We start from the raw sequence: 17,276 nt of genomic DNA on the forward strand, positions 1-17,276 counted from the left end.
CGGGCGAGCGCGAGGCCGTTCCCGGACGAGTCTCCGGGCCGGCCCTCGGCCGGTCGGCGAGGAACCGCACGTCGGCAGGCGCCGATGCGCTCTCGAATCGCCTCTCGGGCGCGCAGGCGATAGCTTGTAAGTTACTGGTTATTCTTTGTAGTACATTTCCGGGATGAGGAGTCCCTCACCATAAGCGCCAGTAGCGCGGCTGGGCACTGCGGGACGAGCAGTGCATTCCGTCCTAAGTTATGAGGAGTTCGGCAAGCATGAGCCATAGGACGCTCGGTCCGCCGCATGGCTCGACCGCGAAGCGATCGATGTCCGGAAGTGGAGCGGGGTACGTCGTGTCGATACCGCCCACGGATCGAACAGTGCTGTCGAGATGACAACCCCCCAGCACCTCCGGCATATCCACATCGAATCGGGAGCCTTGATCCTGGACTACCAAGCGTGTGCGGAACAGGCCAGGAGCGTGGCCGCCAACTTGGCGCGGAGCCATCCGGAGCTGATCGTCACCATCGATGACGACGTCCACGTCGAGTTGCCGACGCTGCCCTGCGGCGATTTGTGGAAGTGAATCCCGCAGGCGCGGACTCGCCCGAGTACGTGGTCGAGGCAGCGGGAGCTGATCGCGCCCCGGGCGGATCGGTCCGAGGATCGTCGCGGCCGGAGTCGCTGTCTACGTGAATGCGCGTACGAAACTGGCGATCGGCTGCGTCGGTCGTCGTAGCCGATCGCGCGCTCGCGCGGGAGCGCGCGAACTCCGGGATACCGTACGCTCACGGCATGGTTCTGCGGGCGGTGTCGCGACGGCTGTCTGCCTGGATTTCGCGTCGGCCCGCCTGGTTCCCGGATGTCCTGCTGGCGCTGTTCGTCACCGTGATCCAGGTGCAGAGCGCCGCGATCCCGGTGCCGCTCGAGCCGGCCTACACACCGGTGTCGGGTTTCGGATACGCCCTGCTCATCGTCAGCGGCCTGGCCGTCGCCGCGCGTCGCAGCCGGCCGGTCGCGGTGTTCGTGATCACGGGGCTGGCGAGTGTCGTCTATTTCGGTCTCGGCTTCCCCGACCGGCTTTCCTATCTGGGCCTCTTCGTCGCCCTGTACACCCTCGCCGCCTACGGCGACGGGCGGCGATCGCTGCTGGTCGCCGGTACGGGCATCACGGTGCTCGCGCTCGGCTGGCTGATCGCCGCGGCGGACATCCAGCCGCTGGTGGCCATCGGCTGGGTGTTCTTCCGGATCGGCGCGTCGGTGATCAGCACGATCCTCGGTGAGTCGGTCCGATCCCGCCGGGTCATCGCCGCCGATGCGCAACAGCGCGCGGAATTGGCCGAACGGTCCCGCGACGAGGAAGCCAGGGCTCGGGTCGACGCCGAGCGGCTGCGGATCGCGCGCGAAGTCCACGACACCGTCGCCCACGCGATCGCCATCATCAACGTGCAGTCCGGCGTCACCGCCCACGTGCTCGACAAGCGACCGGAACAGGCCCGCGAAGCACTGCGCACCATCGAACAGACCAGTTCGCGGGCACTGCGGGAGATGCGAGCCATTCTCGGCGTCCTGCGCGACGGCGACGAACGCGAGCCCTATCCCGGTCTCGGCCAGATCGATGAACTGGTCGGCAAGGCCCGCGACGCCGGGCTCGACATCGCGTTCGAGCAAGCCACCCCGGTGACGCCGCTCCCCAGCGCCGTGGGCAGCGCCGCGTACCGCATCGTGCAGGAATCGATCACCAACGTGATCCGGCACGTCGGCCCGACCAGGGTGACGGTGGCGCTCGAACCCGGCATCGACGCCTTGCGGATACGGGTGATCGACGAAGGCCGCGGCGACGCCGCGCGCGTCCCGGCGCACGCGGGCGGCTCGAACCCGACCGGCCGCGGCATCCTCGGGATGCGGGAACGCTGCCGGTTGCTCGGCGGTGAACTCGACGCGACGCCGCGTCCCGGCGGCGGGTTCGAGGTCACGGCCCGGTTGCCGCTGACTCCGGTCGGGTCGCGCTTGTGAACTCGACGCCTCCGATCAAGGTTCTGCTCGCCGACGACGAACGCCTGGTCCGCTCCGGTTTCAAGGTCCTGCTCGACCTGGAGGACGACATCACGGTGGTCGGTGAAGCCACCACGGGTGCGGAAGCTGTCGAACTCGCCCGTGCCACTCGCCCCGACGTCGTCCTGATGGACATCCGCATGCCCCGACTGGACGGGATACGCGCCACCGCCCAGATCGCGCAGGCCAGCGGGATGGAGCGGGTCAAGGTGCTCATCCTCACCACCTACGACACCGACGAGAACGTCTTCGACGCCTTGCAGGCGGGCGCGAGCGGATTCTTGCTCAAGGACGCGGGCCCTGCCGAGCTCTTGCACGCCATCCGGGTGATCGCCGCCGGTGACGCGTTGCTCGCACCCCGGATCACCCGCCGCCTGATCGGCCAGTTCACCGCGCAGCGCAGAGCTGCCAAGTCCGCGCAGGACCGGCTCGCCGTGCTGACCGACCGTGAGCGCGAAGTGCTGGCCCTGGTGGGGCAGGGCATGAGCAATGACGAGATCGGCGCCGCGCTGTTCCTCAGTCCCGCCACCGCGCGCACCCATGTCAGCCGGGCGATGGTGAAACTGGGTGCGCGCGACCGCGCGCAGCTGGTCGTGATCGCCTACCAGACCGGGCTGAGTGATCCCACCCCTTAGGGATCGGATTCCTCCGCGTCCGAGTGCCGGCGCGGCCTTCGGGCAACGAGCGGTGCGAGCACGAGATCCCCGCGGTTCGTCGGGGCGGTTGGCGCGGTACATCGTTGCCGCGGTGAGTGATTCGTGAACCGGATGCGCGCCCGGCTACGCCGACCGACGCAGCCGATCGCGCGTCGTGTACGCATATTCACGTAGACAGCGACTCCCGTCGCCGGAAGCCGAGTATGCCCGGCGAGCGCGACGATCGACGGCATGATCTTGGATCCCGAACTCGAAGCAGCTGTCTCGTTCTTCCCCCCGGCCGACCTGAGCGACCCCGTCACCGCCCGCAAACGCCTCGCCGAGCTGGCCGCCGCGATCCCGGTGCCGGCCACCGCGCACCTGCGGATCGAAGATCGCACGGTGCCCGGCGACGTCGATGTGCCGATACGCATCTATCGGCCACGCGGAGCGCGAGGCGCGATGATCTGGCTGCACGGCGGCGGATTCGTCATGGGCGATCTGGACACCGAACATCCGTGGGCCACGATGCTCGCCGAGAACTCCGGCGCGACGGTGATCTCGGTGGGCTTCCGCTTGGCGCCGGAACATCCGTTCCCCGCCGCCCATGACGACGTCTACGCGGTGCTGGCCTGGACGGCCGAGCACGCGGCCGAGCTGGGCATCGACCCGGCGCGGATCGCGATCGGAGGCCACAGCGCCGGCGCGGGACTCGCGACCGCGGTGGCGCTGCGGGCGCGTGACCGGCAAGGGCCGCCGATCCGGTTCCAGCTGCTCAACCAACCCGTCCTCGATGACCGGCAGCAGGCGTGGTCGGCGCGTAATTTCACCGATACGCCCTTCGTGACTCGGGCGAAGGTGACTCAGATGTGGCAGCACTACCTGGGTTCCACGCCTGCCACACCGTACGCCGCGCCCGCGCGGGCCACGGATCTATCCGGTCTGCCACCCGCCTACATCGCCACCGCCGAGTTCTGCCCGAACCGCGACGAAGACATCGACTACGCGCTGCGCCTGCTGCGGGCGGGCGTGCCGGTCGAGCTGCACCAGTGGCCCGGCACATTCCACGGGTCGCAGGCGATCCTGTCCGCCGAGGTGTCCCAGCGCCAGAGCGCCGAACTCGCCGCTGTCCTGCGCCGCGCCCTGGCCGATGCTTCGACCGGCTCGCAAAAGCATTCAGCCGCACAGTGATCGACGAAGGCCGCAGAACGATGAGCACCATCGACCTCGCCGAGGCGAGGAAGCAGTCCACCCCACCCCCATCGGGTGCCGAACCCTCGGCGCAGCGGAGCGCGACGGAGTTGCTGCGCCCATACCTCGGGGGTTTCGCCGCCGTCGTCGTCCTCCAGATCGTCGGCGCCGTCGCTGGTCTGGCCCCGTTGCTCGCGGTGGTCGAACTGGGCCGAACGCTGTTGTCGCCGAACCCGATCGATCACGGTCATGTCCGGATGATCGCGCTCGCGGGTGCGGCCGGGCTGTTCTTCCGGCTGCTGTGCACGGCCGCGTCGTCCGGACTCGGGCATCTTCTCGACAGCCGGGTGCAGCTGTCGTTGCGCAGGCAACTGGCCGCACGACTGGGCCGGGTCCCGATCGGATGGTTCTCCCGCCGCCGCACCGGCGAGCTGGCGACGATCGTCGGCAAGGACGTCGACGCCGTGCACCCGCTCATCGCCCACACCCCTGGCGAGCTGGTCGCGGCCTTCGTCGTGCCGCTGGTGTCGCTGATCTACTTGTTCACCGTCGACTGGCGCCTGACGTTGATCACCCTGATACCGGTGGTGCTGGCAGTCGCGTTGGTCCCCCTCATGATGACCCCCGCCCGGCTGCACGCGCAGAAGGAGTTCGACGCTGGGATGGGCCGGATCGCGAATGCGACCGTCGAGTTCGTGCAGGGCATCTCGGTGGTCAAGGCGTTCGGCTCCGGCGAGCGTGCCCACCGGAGATTCCGCACGGCCACAGACGATTTCGCGGACACCTTTCTGCGTATGGTGCACGGTCTCGCCGGAATCGGCGCGGCGATGCAGGTGGTGCTCTCGCCGCCGTTCGTGCTGCTGGTCGTGCTGATCGGCGGCACGGTGCTGATCCAGGGCGGATCCCTGGCTCCGGCGGATCTCCTGCCGTTCCTGCTGCTGGGACTCGGCCTGACCGCCCCGGTCGCGGCGCTGGGTCACGGCTTCGACGATCTACAGGCCGCGCGGCGCGCGGTCGGCCGGATCCGGGACGTGCTCGCGGTGCCGTCGCTACCGGAGCCCGCGCTCCCGGTCGCACCGCAAGGGAACCGGGTGGAGCTGCGTGACGTCCGATTCGGCTACGACGCCGATCACGAGGTGCTGCGCGGGATCGACCTGGTGCTCGAGCCGGGTACGGTCACCGCGATCGTCGGGCCGTCGGGAAGCGGGAAATCCACCCTGGTGCAGCTGTTGCCCCGATTCTTCGACCCGACCCACGGTTCGGTCCTGCTGGGCGGTGTCGACCTGCGCCGACTCGGCAGCCGGGAGCTCTACCGGATGGTCTCCTTCGTCTTCCAGGACGTTCGCCTGCTGCGCGCGTCGGTCGCGGACAACATCGCGCTGGCGGTACCGCGGGCCTGCCTCGACGACGTGGTGCGCGCGGCCCGGCTGGCGAACATCCACGACCAAATTCTGGAGCTGCCGCAAGGCTACGACACGGTGCTCGGCGCCGATGCCGGATTGTCCGGCGGTGAGGCGCAGCGGATCTCGATCGCCCGGGCGCTGCTGGCCGACGCACCCGTTCTCGTGCTCGACGAGGCGACCGCCTTCGCCGACCCGCAGACCGAACAGGCCGTGCGCCGAGCCATGACGACACTGAAGGACGATCGCACGATCCTGGTCATCGCGCATCGTCTCGAGACCATCGCCGACGCCGACACCGTCGTGATGCTGGAGAACGGAACGATCGTCGAACGCGGCACGCCCGCCGACCTGCTGGCACAGAACGGGAAGTTCGCCGAATTCCGGCGATCGCACCGAGCCGCGCGCACCGATGCGACCGAAACCCTCGGCGGCGTGCTGCGGCGCGAGCTCGGGCCACGGAGCAGGCAGCCGAACGCGACCATCGCCGATCAGACATCGCAAGGAGGCGAACCCCGATGATTCGAATGCTGCTGCGCGTGCTGGGACGCGAGTACGCCCGGCCCGTCCGTCGCACCGTGGCCATGATGACGGCCACCTCGATAGCAGAAGGCCTGTCCTACGCACTTCTGGTTCCGCTGTTGCGGGCGCTGTTCGGTGACACGCCCACGGACGCCTGGCCCTGGCTGATCGCCTTCGGCGCGGCGATCGCGGGCTATGCGGCGCTGCGCTATCGCAGCGATCTGTCCGGATTCCTCGTCGGGACCACGCTGCTGCGCGGTGTCTATCGCCGATTCGGCGATAGCCTGGCCCGATTGCCCCTCGGCTGGTTCACCGCACGCCGCGTCGGGGAGGTCTCGGTACTCGCGAGCGAGGGTGTGCTGCAGGCGATGAGCGTGATCGCGCATCTGCTCGCACCGATGATCACCGCGAGTGTGACGCCGCTGACGATCGTCGCCGTGATGCTCGCCTACGACTGGCGCATGGGGCTGGCCGCGCTGGCCGCCGTACCGGTCGTGGCGGTGATCCAGCTCTGGACGGGACGCTCGATGGCCGCCGCGGATGCCGAACGGACCGAACGCGTGAAGGAGGCGACGGGGCGAGTCATCGAATTCCTTCAAGCGCAGCCGGTCCTGCGCGCCGGCGGCCGGACCGCCGAACGATTCAGGATGCTCGACGATTCGTTGTCGGGGCTCGAACGCGCCTCCCGCCGGGCCGTGCTGTCGGCGCTGCCAGGCATCGTGGGACTGACGCTCACGGTCCAGATCATGTTCACCGCGCTGCTGGCCCTCGGCGCCTACCTGGCGCTCGGCGGGCACATCGGTGCGGCGGAGATCCTGACCATCCTGGTGCTGGCCGCCCGCTGCGCGGATCCGCTGCTGTCGCTGTCGGAGATCGGCGGCAAACTCCGCGGCGCGCGTTCCGTGCTGGCCGGTCTCGACACGGTGTTGCGCACCGAGCCGCTGCCGGAACCTCGCAGGCCGATCTCACCGACCGGTCACGACCTCGCGTTCGAGTCCGTCGTCTTCCGGCACGGCGGCCGCACCGTGATCGACGACGTGTCGCTGTCGGTACCCGAGGGACAGCGGGTCGCGATCGTCGGACCGTCCGGTGCGGGCAAGAGCACACTGCTGCAACTGCTCGCACGGTTCTACGACGTGGACGACGGCACGGTGCGGGTGGGAGGCGTCGACGTGCGCGCGATCGGCACCGATGTGTTGATGCGGCGGTTCGCCATCGTCTTCCAGGACGTCTATCTCTTCGACGGCACCATCGAGGAGAACGTGCGCCTCGGCCGTCCCGATGCCGACGAGGCCGAGGTGCGGGCCGCGGCGGCCGCCGCCCGGCTGGACGAGGTGATCGAGCGGCTGCCCGGCGGCTGGGCGACGAATGTCGGCGAGGGCGGGGCGCTGCTGTCCGGCGGTGAACGGCAACGGGTTTCGATCGCACGAGCGTTGCTGAAGGACGCGCCCATCGTGCTACTGGACGAGGTGACCTCCGCGCTGGACCCGGTGAACGAGGCGGCTGTGCACGACGGTATCGAGCGCCTGATGGCGGGCCGGACGGTGGTGCTGGTCGCGCACCGGCTGCGGACCGTCCAGCGCGCCGATCACATCGTCTTCCTGGACAACGGCCGGATCGTCGAAGAGGGCAGCCACGACCAGTTGGTGCGCCGGGGTGGCCGATACGCCGATTTCTGGGCGATGTCCATGGCAACGGCAGCGAGCGAATGAGCCGGGCCCGGTCACGCGGCCGCGAGGCGCCCTTCGGTGGCGTAACGGGATTCAGTGCGCTTCTCGGATCCAATCCCGATAGTGCGTCGATGCCAGGTGTGCGTCCGGCCCCGCGGTGAGCACATCCCCGGTGACGGCGGCGAACATGCCCGCGGTGTCGTCGGTGACGACGGTGCGGTCGTCGTGCTGGGCGGCCAGGGTGAGCCTGCCGAGTTCGTCGAGGGTGAAGACGTCCGGACCCGCGAAGTTACGAATCCCCAGCAAAGGCTCGCCGGTGGCGACCTCGACGACCGCGTCGACGACGTCCGCGGCGGCGATCGGCTGGATCGGGGTGGCGGGCAGGCGGACGGTGTCGCCGTCGGCGGTCCAGGACAGCACCGCGTCCATGAACTCGAAGAACTGGGTGACGCGGACGATGGAGTACGGCGTCGGCCCCTGCCGGAGCAGCTCCTCCTGGAGGGTCTTGGCCCGGTAGTAGTCCAGCTGGGGCACCTGGTCGACTCCCACGATCGAGAGGACGACCTGGTGGCGGACACCAGCGGTCTGTCCGGCGGCGAGCAGGTTGTCCATGGAGGCGCGGAAGAAGTCGAGGGACGCCTCGTCGAAGGTCGGCGAGTTCGCCAGGTCGATCACGACTTCGGCGCCTTCCAGTGCCTGGTCCAGGCCTTTCCCGGTGATCAGGTCTACACCGGTGGACATTGCCGCGGGGACGGCCTCGTGCCCGGCGGCGGTCAGCTTCCGAACCACCTGCGAGCCGATCCGCCCGGTTCCGCCGAGCACTGTGATCTGCATGGTTGCCGCCTTTCCCGTTGTGCCACCGGCCATTCCGGCGGTTGATGGCGGGTGGCCGTGCGCCACGAGCAGTCGACCGACCGTCCGCGGTCGAAGCATTCCACCGGCGACCGGCGGCAGGGCGGCTTTGCCGACCCACACGACAGAACCGTTATCGGTTCGTTCCGGCCGAGAGACCGGAGCGGTGGCCGGGAGGTCCTGGCGCTGAGCGTCGCCCTGCCCGGTCTGCGCCATCAGCACCCTGGCCTGCGCCGGCACGAACTCCGGCCCGCTTTCGACGCCGAGGCGGCAGGTAGAACTCCGGCTGATTCCGCGCGGTGGCCCGCCGGATCCGGCTCACCGATCGTCGAGCCGCCCGGGGCGGGTGTGACGGCGCCGGATCATTCCTCTGTTTCCATGTGCGAATCCATCCGCGAGAGGATCTCTTCGATGCGGTCGCGCACCCACAGGGCCAGCCGGTCGCTGCCCATGGCGGTGGCGACCGGGGCCGGGTCATCCAGGGGCATCACGTAGCGTCCGTCGTCGGGGAGGTCCCGCCACAACAGGCCCGCTTCGACACGTCCGCGGGGCCCGTACTTCGAGCGGCCCTGTAGCACTTTGACGATGCCGGTGCTGACGGCGGCGGTATCGAAGAATGTGGCGCTGCGGAACGCGTCGTCGTCCGGATCGTCGTTGTCCGAGATCGTAGCGCCGGGGCGCTCGGGCTCGGGCCCGGGTTCGGTAGCCGGGAGCGAGAGGCGGATGTCGTCGAGCCGGCCCGCGCCGGACCGGGGGAGGAGTCCGACCACGGTGTCGGCCAGCGCGTGCGGATCGCACTCGAAGGCGTCGAAACCGCCACTGTGCGCGAGTGTTTCGCCCGGCCGCTGGGTGATCACGTAACCGCGTGCCCGGTGCCGCACCGCGTGCACCCGGGTGCGCGCTTCGGGATTGCCGAAATCCTGGTCGTTCCAGGCGTGCGCGACGAGGAAGACATCCGGTTTGGCGAGCGCGCCCGCCAGGGCGTCCAGGTCGTGGTCGAGCCGTTGGCGCAGCCGCTGCCGAACCTGTGCCTTCTCCTGCTCGTAGTCGGCTTCCAGCCGGGTGCGGCTGGTGAAGACGAACGGGGCGGGCAGTTCGCCCTGCCGGACCTCCTCGCAGAGCAGGTTGAACTCCAGATCGGTGAACTCCCATGTGCCGCTCACGACTCGATCACCGGCTTCACCCGATCGGGCGCGGCGCCGATGGCGTCATCGAGATGGACCTTCGACTGCAGGAACTTGGCGGGCTTGTGGGCCGTGTTGCCCTGCCCGGGGCCACCCGCCGCGCCGGGCGCTCCCATCATGGGCGCGCCCGCGGGCATACCGTCCTGCCGCGCACCGGCCGCCGCGGCGGGATAGAGCGGCGCTTCGGCGCCGGGCAGCGACGCGCGCGGAAACAGGTGTGCGGCACGGGATTGCTGCGTCGGGTGTTCCGACAGCTGGGGCTCCGCTCCTGCTCCCGTGCCCCCGGGGCCGGAGCCCGCGCCACTCCCGCCCGCGGGATCGACGGGAGCGTGCCCCGCCGCGGCCGCCAGCGCATCCGGATCGAACTGCCGCAACAGGTCCTGTAGTTTCTCCGCACCCGGCAGCGTGCTCCCGAATTGCGTGAGACTTTCCAGCCCCTGGGTCAGCGCCTTGCCCAGCTGTCCGAGGAACTCCCGGCCCGCCGAGGCGAGTGAACCGGCGCCTTGCCCGCCCGCGGCACCCGCCGCCGCGTCCTGTTGTGCCAGGCCTGCCCCGGTGGCCGACGGCCCGTCCGTGCGGGTCGCCGCCGCGAGCGCCTGCTCGTCCAGCGCGCGGGGGAGGTTCTCCAGGACCGAGCGCACCCCCGCCGGGTCCACACCGCTGAGTTTCGACAGCGCGTTCTCGTCGACGACGTCCGGGATGCTGTCGAGAATCGAACGCACCTGCTCCGGTGGCAGCCCGGTCAGTTGCGACAGGGTGTCCTCGTTCAGCAGGCCCGGGAGATTGTCGAGGACCGACCGCACCTGTGCGGGGTCCGCGCCCGCCGCCCGTGCCAGCGCGTCCTCCAGGGACCCCGCGTCCGCGCCGGAAGCCGTGCCGCGCGATCCCGCCGGTGCGCCGCCTGGCGAGCCGCCCGTACCGGAGGACATGCGCGGCAGCGGGACCGACCCGAGCGAGGGAACGTCGGGCAGGCCGCTGCTCGTGGCGGTTTCGGGCTGTCCGCCCGGCGACCCGCCGCCCCGGGGTGAGGAAGAACTTCCCGACCCGCCGGACGAACGCGCGGGCGCCGCGCTGTCCTGGGATCCCGCGGCGCCGCCGAACAGGCCCGCGGGCACGGAACCGGATCCAGTGCCGGTGGGGCCGCCCGCCGCCTGCGAACCGGTTTCCGCCGCGTCATAGCCGGCGGGCAGGGAGCCGCCGCCACGGCTGCCTGGCGAGGCGCCCGCCGTCTGGGCGTCACTCCCTGGACCGGCGGCGGTGCCAGGGCCGGAGCCCGCGGTCTCGGAACCGGCCCGCCCCTGTCCGGCCTCCAGGCCTTCCCGGTAGCCCTCCTGGTAACCGGCCTGATAATCCGCGCTGGGGCTCTGATCGCCGGTGCCCTGGTCTCCATAGCCGGATTGCTGACCGCTGCCACCCGGCTGCCGGCGGCCCTGCCGGTTCGGATCGCTGCCGGGGGTGTTCTGATTGCCGCCCGGCTGGTTCTGAGTGTTGCCCGGTTGATTCTGCCCCTGGCCCCCGGAGGGCTGCGGCGCGGCGATCGGCCCGTTCACCACCGGCATCACCGACACCGTGTTCTTCATGCCCTCGCCGTAGTGCTTCTGCCATTCGTCGCGGTAGCGCCGGGTCACCCGGCCAGGGCAGCAGTCACCGGGATCCGAGGTCGCGGGCATGCTGAGTTTGGTGAGATGCAGCCACTGCGCCGTGTAGTCCAGGTTCTGGCTCATCGCGATCATGGAGGTGATCAGCGGCTGCACCCCGTCGGAGTAACTGCGGACCGCTTCGGCGGCCGCGGTCGCGCCCTGTCCCTCCCACGCGTCGGTCCCCGCGGAGATCACGGTCACGAAATTGTTCAGTTTGCCGAGCAGATCGTTGGCCAGGCTGTGCCAAGTGCCCGCGGCGGCGAGCACCGGCTGCGGATCGAGATCGCGCCCCAGCTCGTACAGTTCGGTGAAACCGAGACTGTCCTTGTTCTCGATGTTCGCCGTGACACCGGGATCCTTCGCACCCTGGTAGTCCTTCAGCGACGAGGGGAAGCTCTCGGCGTTCGCCTTCTCGACGTGCAGGTGCCCGTCCTTGTCCTTCCAACTGAAACCGCCGCTGGGCTTGTCGAATTCGGCGTCGGGAGCACCGGGCGCCTTCTTGCCCGGCGTGTAGGGCGTCGCCTGGGTGGGCATCTTCAGCGCGCTGAGCGCCTTGAAGGTGTCCCCGGAATCGCCGTCGGTCTTCGTGTACGACTTTCCCGCGGCGATGTAGGTCTCGCCCATGTCGGTGACGATCTTCGCGTGATCGCCGAGGATGGTGTGCAGGCGGGAACCCTTGGTGGTGAACGCCATCGCCAGTTGCGCGCCGGAGGTCAGCGTGCCGATCGGCGCGAAATTGTTCAGGCGCAGGTCGGTCACCGCGGCCGCCATGCCGAGCAGGTCGTCGACCAGATCGGCGCAGGCCTTGGCCGCGGCGAGGGCGTCGGCCGGGTCGAACTTCAGATACCCCGCCTTCGCCTGGTTCTCCAGTCCGGACCATGTGTTCGATTCGAGGGCCATCGTCACTTTCCTCCGCGGGGAATCGGGTCCCCGCTCCTTCGGGTGTCCACTGCCGGTGCGGCGTCAGTCGTCGTTGTCCGCGACCACCGACCGCGGCCCCGGGGCGCCGGAATCATCGACGGGCCAGCGCGCCGGATCGGGCGGCGTCAGCGGCGGGTCGGGCGCGGCAGGCATCAGCGAGCCGAGATCCGGTGCGCCTTCCACGATCTCGGAGAGCTTCGGCAGCGCGTTCTTTCGTTCCAGCAGCGGCGTCATCAGTTCCCTGCCGCGCGCGGCGACCTCCGCGGCCGCCGCCTGCACGGCCGCGGTGATGTTCTCGGCGATCTCGTCGAGACCCAGATCCAGGACGTCGTCGGCGAATCGGGTAGCGATCAGGACGCCGTCGGCGTTCACCGTCACCTCGATGCGTTTGTCGCACGCGGTCACCGTGGCCGTGAGCAGCGCACGCCGCTTCTGCAGTTCGGCGATCCCGCGGAACTGCTCGCCGAGACCCTCCAGCATCGTCGCCATATCCGCGCGCAGGCGTTCGTTCACCATGTGCCGCTCACTTCCCCAACTGGCCGCCGGAGGCATGGTCGGTGCCGGTGAGCGAGTCCGCGGCCTCCCGCTGCCCCTCGGACATGTCGTGCAAGGTCTGCGCGGCACCGGTCGCGCCGTCGAGCAGGTTCTTTCGCGCCGCCTGGTAACCCTTCTCGCCCTGCGCGAACTTCTTGCCCCGTTTGTCGTTTCCCCACGGCATCGTGGTGGCGTCGGATTCGATGCCGGCCAGGGTGTTCCGGAGCTTCTCGGCGGTCGCCGCGACCTTCGCCGACAATTCCCCGGTCAGCTCCGATGCCCGGCGCAGCTTCTGCGGATCGACCTCCACTCGGTCGGCGGCCATGGCACTCCCTTCGATATCGGCGGTCTAGAGGGTGAAAGGAACATCGACTTGCTCCGGATCCGCGGCCGCGGCCTGCGCACCGGCTCCGGGGAAGGGGGCCCCTGGCAGCCAGTCCTTCGGCTCCGACAAACCGCCGGCAGGTGGCGTGAAGGGGCCGGGCAGTGGTTCCACGGAGGGCCACTGTTTCGGGCGTGGCTTGCCGCGCACGTCCTTGCCCTCACCCAGGAACGGTTCGTCGGCGCCGGTGGCGATCGGGTTCCCGTGCGTGCCCGAACCACCGGTCACCTGCGATCCGGCCGGGCGCGGGGCGCCACCAGGCGGGGCAGGCGGCGTGTGCCCGCTGGTGGTGGGTGTCGCGGGCGGCGTCGGACCGGGGGCGGGTGGAAGCGGCGCACCCCCGGGGAGCCCCGATCCCGTGTTTCCGGACGGCGGCCCTCCGGTCGAGCCCCAGCCGTCCACCGACGACTCCCACGAGGTGGGTGGCCGACCGGTGAAATGGCCGGACTGGCCCGATCCCGTACCGACGCTGTCGGGCGTGGCGGGCCGTGAGGACTGCCCGCTTCCGCCGTATTGGCTGGTGGCGTCGTAGTACACGCTATGGACCGAAGCGCTCGAGGACGAGACGCTATCGGGTGTGGCGGGTCGCGAGGACTGCCCGCTTCCGCTGTACTGGCTGGTGGCGTCGTGATACACGCTATGGCCGGAGCCGCTGGAGGACGAGGCGTCGCCGCGGCCCGAATGGGTCGACGCGCCACCGCCGATCTCGGAGGGTGGGCGCGAGCCGCCGGCCGTGGAGCCGGTGGGATGCGGTGCCGGGCCTGCTGGAGTACCGGTCGAACCGGCGACCGTGGACGGCGCGGGCGTCGGGCGCCCGGACGGCACGCTCGCCGACGCGCCGGTGGCCGTCGACCCCGGCCTGCTGCCGCTCGTGCCGGTGGACGATCCGTCCTGAACCGGTGGGCGCCCGGTGTTGCCGGTCGACGGTTTCGGCATCCACAGGTAGGAGCGGATGTCCCCGCGTCCCGGCGGAATCGGGGTGCCGAGGGCGAATCCGCCCCGCGCCCCGCCGACCATGCCACCGCGCGCGATGCCGCCGACCCAGCCCGCACCGGACGAGAACGACGACCAGTCGCCGGTGACCGCGCCCGCCGCCACGTTCCCGAACGCGGTGCCGACGGCGCCGGAGACGCCGCCGATCACGACGCCGCGGCCCACCCGGCCGAACACGTTGTCGAGGTTCTTGCCCGCGGCCTTGTCGATGCCTTTCCCGAGATACCGGCCGACCTCGCGGCCGGGGATCATGCCCGCGACACCGGCGAGGATGGACAGCCCGAATTCCCCGCCGTTGAAGTGCCGGCGTTTGCCGTCGGCGAGCTGGCCGACCTGCACCGCTCCGTTGATCGTTCCGGTGATGGCGGCGGCCTCGATCGCTCGCGTGCCGTACACGCCGTACCCCTTCGCCGTGGGCAGCACCGGCCGCAGTTGCACCGCGCGGGACCAGAAGTGTCGCTTGACCGTCGGGGCGCGCAGGCGTGCGGCGATGTTCATGATGATCTTCTGGACGAAGTCCTCGAACACCTTGAGGAAGGATCGGGTGGTGGTGATCGCGGCCGCCTCCACCGCGGGCGCGGTCGGCGGGAACAGCCACGCCCAGAGGATCTCCAGCGCGAGCCAGGCCAGGGTCACGATGACGGTGATCTTGGTCGCCTGGATCTCGGTGCCCATGTCGAACGCACTGTCGCCGACCGTGCTCATCAGCTCGGCCAGCGCCTCCAAAGACTGATCCCCGGTGCGCAGGACGTCGTAGCGCTCCCCCATCGCGGCGCCGCCTTCCCCTTGCGGGTAGGCCGACACCGTGACCCGCTTCGCTTCGTCGATGCCCGCGAGCAGCGCTTCGAGTTCCTTGCTCGCCGTCTTCCACGCCTCCGACGCCGCCCAGGCCGCGTCCTCGTCACCCTCCGGCCAGGTCGTGCCCGCCACCCAGGCCAGCCACTGCAACCCGTCCGGCATGTAGAGGGTCACCGCTGCTCCGCGGTGGCCCCGAAGCGCCCTCTCGGATTGCTCCCCACAGCTCGCCTCCTCGGCGGTCGACGTCATCGGATTACACCGCAGCAAGTTGAACCTTCATCGACGCGCAAGCGAATTCTCCTCCCGCGCAGCATGGATCGACCGACCGAAGGTGAAAACCTGTTGTCGGCGACACCGTTGGTTCCCCTCCCGGTGGTAGCCTGCGCCGCGATCGAGGAGGTACCACGCCGTGACCGAGCCGTCCGCGGGCGGACCCACGCCGCCGGATGCGGCGAGCCGCCGGATCGCCGCGTTGCTGACCGCGCTCGGGCCGCAGGGCGGCCACGAGATCCACGCGGTCTTCGTACTGACGGCCGACGCCGAGCTGGCCTCGGTCGTCGCCACCGACGAGCAGGGCCGTCCGGTGCAGATCCTGCCGACGGAGGAGGTGCTGGCGCTGGTCCGCCGTCACCGGGAGGCATCGGCCGCGCTGCCCGAAGGTCCCTGGTGGCGGTACCTGCTGCTGGTGTCGTCCTCGGGTGGAGTGCGCACCGACTACGACTTCGGCGAGGAACCGTTTCCCGACGACCACCTCTTCCCGCCCGAGGTCTATCGAGCGGACCTCGAAGCCTTCCCGCGCGACCGGCTGCCGGTGTGGCTGGCCGCCCACATCGGGCATGCCGACCGGCAGTCGCGGCCCGCCGAGACGGCGGCGCGCGCCGAGCCGGGCGCGGCGGTGGTGGACGACGGTCTGCCCGCGCTGCCGGTGCTGGTGGCGCGCTGGGCGGTGCTGTCCGCGGCATTCGTGGCGGTCGGCTCCCCGCTGGGGCCACGAGTCCTGCCCTCGCTCGGCCTGTTCGAGGGGGCCGAGCGCAGCGGCTCGTCGCTCTGGATCGTGCCCGGCGACCGGGCGGTGCTGTCCGGCGGCGTGTGGAACGATCCCGTCCTCGACGCCGTCTACAACGCCGCGGCGCCCATGCCGGACCTCTACGCGGGCGCTCCCGCTTGGGTGGCGAATCCGCTGCTGAACCCGCGAGCCGGTATCGGCCTGCTGTCCTTCTGCTACTGGTGGGATCGGGGTAGGTGGTACCGCGGGGCCGCCCCGGCCGCCGGCGACGTGGCCGCGGCCATACCCGGTGTGTGGAGCGGGGAGAGCGCCGCCGCCATCGTCGCCGCGTTGGTCGATGACGAGCCCGGTCCCCGGGTCCGCGAGGCGGCGCTCGGCCTGGTGCGCGCCGCCGAACGGGGGGCGATCGAACGCGCAGCGCTCACCGAGTTCTTCGGCGCGGGCGAGATCGACGATGCCTATCTTCAGCTGGTCATGGCGGGAGTGGCCAGTCCGTGAAACAGCAGTGGCGATCAACGATTCCGCAGACCGGCCGGTCACACATCATGAAACGGTGGCGGCCGGTGCACCTGGTCCTGGCCTCAGCGGCACAGGGCGGTTTCGCGCTGCATACGGGAAAGCTTCTCGGGATTGCGCACCGCGTAGAGCCCGGTGACGAGTCCGTCGTCGATGCGCAGCGCCAGGACGGTGTCGATCTCGCCGTCCTGCCGGATGATCAGCGCGGGATAGCCGTTGACCTGCGCAGGCTGCCTTGACGACGTGGCGAAACCGGCCAATCCGGCAGCCAGTACACCGGCCACCCTGTCGGCTCCCATGATGGGTGACAGCGCGGCCCGCACGACGCCGCCGCCGTCTCCGAGCAGGACCACATCCGGTGCGAGGATGTCGAGCAGGTTCCGCAGATCGCCTGTTTCGATCGCTCGCTGGAACGCCTCGAGTGCGTTCCGCGTCTCGGTCGCCGACACGACTCCGCGCGGTCGGCGTGCGGCGACGTGCGCCCGCGCCCGGTACGCGAGCTGGCGGACCGCGGCCGGGCTCTTGTCCACGGCCTCGGCGATCTCGTCGTAGGCCAGATCGAACACTTCGCGCAGGACGAACACCGCCCGCTCGATCGGCGTCAAGGTCTCCAGTACCAGCAGCATCGCCATCGACACGCTGTCGGCCAGTTCGACGTCCTCGGCCACATCGGGCGCGGTGAGCAGCGGCTCGGGCAGCCACGGTCCGACGTAGGACTCCTTGCGCCTGCCGAGCGCGCGCAGCCGGTCGAGGGCCTGGCGGGTGACGATCCGGACCAGGTACGCGCGCTGATCCTGGACGATGCCGAGATCGACGCCCGCCCATCGCAGCCAGGTCTCCTGGAGGACGTCCTCGGCGTCGGCGGCGGAGCCGAGCATCTCGTAGGCGACGGTGAACAGCAGGTTCCGATGAGCGACGAACGCCTCGGTAGCGGGGGCGGGGCGGTCGTCGGTCTCGCCGGGCGTGCGCCGCGATGTACCGGCCATGGTGTGGCT

General features: G+C 70.3%; 14 protein-coding genes. 7 read left to right on the forward strand and 7 right to left on the reverse strand.

The features are described 5' to 3' along the window. Positions 1-373 precede the first annotated feature (373 nt). The 6 genes from NG1_RS23310 (at position 374) to NG1_RS23335 (ending at position 7,497) form a co-directional block, all read left to right on the forward strand. The gene (locus NG1_RS23310) at positions 374-568 is read left to right on the forward strand and encodes a hypothetical protein (RefSeq protein ID WP_062974112.1); all 195 of its coding nucleotides are present in this window, start codon (positions 374-376) and stop codon (positions 566-568) included. Positions 569-777: 209 nt separating this feature from the next. Further along, positions 778-1,998, forward strand: a complete 1,221-nt coding sequence (locus NG1_RS23315; protein WP_062974262.1) for a sensor histidine kinase — start codon at positions 778-780, stop codon at positions 1,996-1,998. Further along, complete coding sequence (locus NG1_RS23320; protein WP_062974114.1) at positions 1,995-2,672, forward strand: response regulator transcription factor; 678 nt, start codon at positions 1,995-1,997, stop codon at positions 2,670-2,672. The genes NG1_RS23315 and NG1_RS23320 overlap by 4 nt, the downstream gene beginning before the upstream one ends. Before the next feature lie 252 nt (positions 2,673-2,924). Further along, complete coding sequence (locus NG1_RS23325; protein ID WP_210750511.1) at positions 2,925-3,863, forward strand: alpha/beta hydrolase; 939 nt, start codon at positions 2,925-2,927, stop codon at positions 3,861-3,863. Between the two features lie 20 nt (positions 3,864-3,883). After that, positions 3,884-5,785: an ABC transporter ATP-binding protein gene (locus tag NG1_RS23330; protein WP_084499138.1), complete on the forward strand. Its 1,902-nt coding sequence runs from the start codon at positions 3,884-3,886 to the stop codon at positions 5,783-5,785. Then, positions 5,782-7,497, forward strand: coding sequence for an ABC transporter ATP-binding protein (locus NG1_RS23335; protein WP_062974116.1), 1,716 nt, complete (start codon positions 5,782-5,784; stop codon positions 7,495-7,497). Before NG1_RS23330 ends, NG1_RS23335 begins: the two co-directional genes overlap by 4 nt. 51 nt (positions 7,498-7,548) lie before the next feature. On the opposite strand, the gene NG1_RS23340 is transcribed toward NG1_RS23335, so the two are convergent. From NG1_RS23340 to NG1_RS23365, 6 genes are all read right to left on the reverse strand, one after another. Continuing rightward, on the reverse strand, positions 7,549-8,289 hold the full coding sequence (locus tag NG1_RS23340) for an SDR family oxidoreductase (protein WP_062974265.1): 741 nt from the start codon (positions 8,287-8,289) through the stop codon (positions 7,549-7,551). A 380-nt stretch (positions 8,290-8,669) separates the two neighbouring features. Continuing rightward, positions 8,670-9,470, reverse strand: coding sequence for an ESX secretion-associated protein EspG (locus tag NG1_RS23345; RefSeq protein ID WP_062974118.1), 801 nt, complete (start codon positions 9,468-9,470; stop codon positions 8,670-8,672). Next, entirely contained in the window at positions 9,467-12,031 is a 2,565-nt protein-coding gene (locus NG1_RS23350) for a WXG100 family type VII secretion target (RefSeq protein ID WP_062974120.1), read from the reverse strand. Before NG1_RS23350 ends, NG1_RS23345 begins: the two co-directional genes overlap by 4 nt. 63 nt (positions 12,032-12,094) lie before the next feature. Continuing rightward, positions 12,095-12,568, reverse strand: coding sequence for a YbaB/EbfC family nucleoid-associated protein (locus NG1_RS23355; RefSeq protein WP_062974122.1), 474 nt, complete (start codon positions 12,566-12,568; stop codon positions 12,095-12,097). 7 nt (positions 12,569-12,575) lie between these two features. Next, the gene (locus NG1_RS23360) at positions 12,576-12,911 is read right to left on the reverse strand and encodes a hypothetical protein (protein WP_062974124.1); all 336 of its coding nucleotides are present in this window, start codon (positions 12,909-12,911) and stop codon (positions 12,576-12,578) included. Positions 12,912-12,935: 24 nt separating this feature from the next. Further along, on the reverse strand, positions 12,936-14,933 hold the full coding sequence (locus tag NG1_RS23365) for a WXG100-like domain-containing protein (protein WP_062974126.1): 1,998 nt from the start codon (positions 14,931-14,933) through the stop codon (positions 12,936-12,938). Positions 14,934-15,168: 235 nt separating this feature from the next. Between NG1_RS23365 and NG1_RS23370 the strand changes: the two genes are divergently transcribed. Next, entirely contained in the window at positions 15,169-16,263 is a 1,095-nt protein-coding gene (locus tag NG1_RS23370) for a hypothetical protein (protein ID WP_062974128.1), read from the forward strand. An 83-nt stretch (positions 16,264-16,346) separates the two neighbouring features. On the opposite strand, the gene NG1_RS23375 is transcribed toward NG1_RS23370, so the two are convergent. After that, positions 16,347-17,267, reverse strand: a complete 921-nt coding sequence (locus NG1_RS23375) for an RNA polymerase sigma-70 factor (protein WP_062974130.1) — start codon at positions 17,265-17,267, stop codon at positions 16,347-16,349. Between the last annotated feature and the right edge of the window lie 9 nt (positions 17,268-17,276).

Source organism: Nocardia gamkensis NBRC 108242 (genome assembly GCF_001612985.1).
Classification (GTDB): domain Bacteria; phylum Actinomycetota; class Actinomycetes; order Mycobacteriales; family Mycobacteriaceae; genus Nocardia; species Nocardia gamkensis.